1 protein-coding gene is annotated in these 3,327 nt (G+C 47.5%); it reads left to right on the top strand.

Annotated features, from left to right (window positions below):
• Positions 1 to 3,102, top strand: a 3,102-nt coding sequence (locus tag ACJROR_RS04880) for a hypothetical protein (RefSeq protein WP_406546119.1), incomplete at its 5' end; no start/stop codon positions are given.
• Positions 3,103 to 3,327 lie beyond the last annotated feature (225 nt).

Below are 3,327 nucleotides of genomic sequence, written 5' to 3'. Positions count from 1 at the left end.
TTGGAATTTCTGGAAGGAAATCTGGACCGTATCAATAACGATGATGACAACATCATCAACAACGGGGAAAAGCACCGCAAAAATACGGTAATGTCCGAGTCTGATCATGATAACGATGGCGGAAATAAAAACCTGATAAAAAACGGAAAACTTGATCTGAATATCTCAAATGACAATTTTGATGATATTTTGAATAATGATGAAGAAGATAAGAAATCGATATTAGAAAAAGGCAATAATGAAAATATAGCGGGAGACGGTAAGGATCAAAAAGCCCTCGTACAAAATTTTGTAGCCAACATTTTGGAAAACGCCATTCAAAAGAACGCTGTCAATGATCCTCCGGTGCAGGACATTTTCCCGGATCAGATGGAGCAGAAACCGCTTTTTTCCGAAGATCCGGCAATGACCAATGAAGAAAAGCTGCAGCAGGTATGGGATCAGATCGGTGAGGGATTCGATGAGAAACCGGATCTTCCGGAAGATCTGATCGCGGTCGCACCCAAGAAGAAAAAGGGCAAAAAATCCAAAAAGAGCGAAAGCAGTAAGAATACAGAATCCCGGGAGGATATGGTCGTCCATGCTCCGAAAAAGAAAGGTCGCAAAAAATCAAATGACCGGGAAAACATCATTCAGAATAACAATATCATTGAAAATGATTTGAATGAGATCAACAATGAAATGCTGCCGGCAGCCGGCTGTAATTTCAACGCACAGAAGCTGCCCGCGCGGGCAAAAACCGGGTGGTTCCGTCGATTTTTGACCGGCACAGCCAAATTTATGGGGAAAACCTTTGGGAAAGCCCTAAATGTTGTTCAAAACCTGGCCCGCTTCACTTATTTCACGAAGAAATACAAACAATCGGTGAGCGGAAGTACGGAGAATCCCAACATCACGCAGGATAAACGGCAGCATGACGTCATCCCGGGCTGGGACGGCGCAAAATATGAAAAAGCCCCTGACGGACAGGATGACATCATGGCGGATTTCCGCCGGGTGCCGACTGTCTGGTCCCGAGTCACAGCAAAAAAGGCGACCGATTCGGAAGGGAAACCGCTGCCTCCGACGATCAGTGTGAATGTCAACCAGCCGGAGGAAGCTGTAGATAAAACAATGACGGGGAGCATTATTCCTGACATGGGGCACAGCGGTCTCGGATTGGAATACAGCCGTTACAGCCGCATCTCCGGGCAGTATGAACGCTATTCCCTGAAGTACGGCTTTTATATGGCAGGCAGCACGCTTTCACAAACTTCTCTGAATTCCACAAAAGCCGGAAATTTTCCCGGACAATTGATGGATGAAAGCAATGCAGCCTGGACCATCACCCGTACTTTTCCCGCCAAAAACCGCCAGATCAGCGCGATCCTGAAGGCTTCGGAAACCTATGCTGACAAGGGCTATAACGGTCTGACCCGAAACTGTACCACCTTTGTAAAAGACATGGTTCAGAATGTTGCCCATGTTCCGGTGGCGGACAGTATTTTCAAAATGGAAGTTCCCCGTGTCAATGCCATCGGAAATTTCGGGATCTTTGCCGGTACAGCCCATGAGACCAATGCAAGGATCAATACGGAAGAACATTTAGAAAAATTGGCTCAGCAGGAAGATCTGAGTTATGCGGGGCTGGGCAACAAGCGTGTAACCAAACAGGATTACCGCAACTATAAGAATGCACCGTCCGAAGCTCCGACCACAACGTCTCTGGCGGACAGCCCGAATGCCGTTGCGGAAAACATGCGCCGTCTGGAAGGTCCTGACGCCGGAATGGTCAGCTCCGACGCGTACAGCGGTACGCTGCCGGCCGCTGACAGAGGATCAAGCAGTGCAGGTCTGTTCAGCAGCCGCAGTCAGCAGCAAAACGGCGCGATGCTGAGGGATTTCCAACACGCTCTGCGTGATGAAGGGCAATCGCTGATACAGACCATTCTGAATGTACTGGGCAAAAACAGCCTGGATGAATTATTTTCCATGCCGGAAATGACAGAGGAGCTGGTGACGCCTATTGCCGAATTGGATAACGCAGGTGGGACGATCGAACAATTGATCGGCATTGATAATCAGCCTCAGGCATTAAAAGCTGCCAGGGCGGATTTGGACGGACAAATCGCCGGGCTTAATACGCTGCTCTTCAAATATTTTAAAAATGATAAACGGCTGCATGTGCCGGTAATTCACATGATCTCGCTTCTTTCAAGAGCCGCACAATATATTGATAACCTCTATGCCCAAACAGATTACGGAGCAGATGCCGGCGGAGATCTGGGCAATATTCGCAGTGATACCACAAGAACGGAATATCGGGTCACAGCCGGTAACGGTGAAGCCATGATGACACCCAGCCATTATGAATCCTATCTCCAGATCTACAAAAATCCTCAGACGGCGGTTGAGAAATACGCGCGTTTTCAGGAACTGAAACACATAAAGGCTGACAATACGCGGGAGCTGACAAAAGCAGAGAAAAAGGAACTGGAGAAGGCGGAACGGATGGACAAGCTTGCCGATCAGTTCGACCTCTCGCACAATTATATGCTGGAAAAAGGGTCCTACACCCAGCAGGATGTGGATTATGCCTTTGCTCTGCATAAGAAAGAAAATGAGGGAGACGCAAACGGTGCCATTCTGAGCAATTCTTCCGGAAATGTCTACAAATCCCTGATCCTGGAAAAAATCTTCGGCGGCATGAAGCAGCGTTATCTGAACCACATCTCCCTTGAAGATTCGGGTAATAAGGATACGATCAAAGCCTGGCTGGAAAATGACATGCTGGAATGCATCAAAAGAAAGAAGGACGACCTGATGGCCGTTCTCCGGGCAATGAAACGAAACGCGGAGATCGATAATCCGGATAAGGATTATCTGTTAGGATTATTTCATAACCTGATAGCGGAAAACTGGATCTTCAAAGTCTTCAAAGCGAGTGATTCTGAGGAAAGCCCGCTGCATAACGCTCCGAACTTCATAGGAGAGTCACTGGGTGAAATTTTGGGTGACAACCGGTCGCCGCTCACTTCATTACTTGAGGGAATGCTGAAAATTGTCCTTGCTGAAGATACATTCAACGCTCCGGATTCTCTGCAGCAGATGAAGAGAAAATAGGGTATATGATTTAGGGTCTTGGGGATGGTCATCACCTGCCTTCTAAACCCTGATCGCTGACTACTAACTGCTATGAACATAGAAGTCATTGATAAAGAAACACTTCCGCGGTACAGGGATCTTATCCTGCCGTACATATATGAGGAACTGGAAAATTGCCGCGAGGATCTTGCGGATGAGAATTATATCTGTCTGTCAGGAACCGCCGAAAACGATGATGGGATC

The organism is Succinimonas sp. (genome assembly GCF_045225735.1).
Lineage (GTDB): Bacteria > Pseudomonadota > Gammaproteobacteria > Enterobacterales > Succinivibrionaceae > Succinimonas.
The sequence above is the reverse complement of the archived record's forward strand: the minus strand, read 5'-3'. Positions and strand labels throughout refer to the sequence as shown.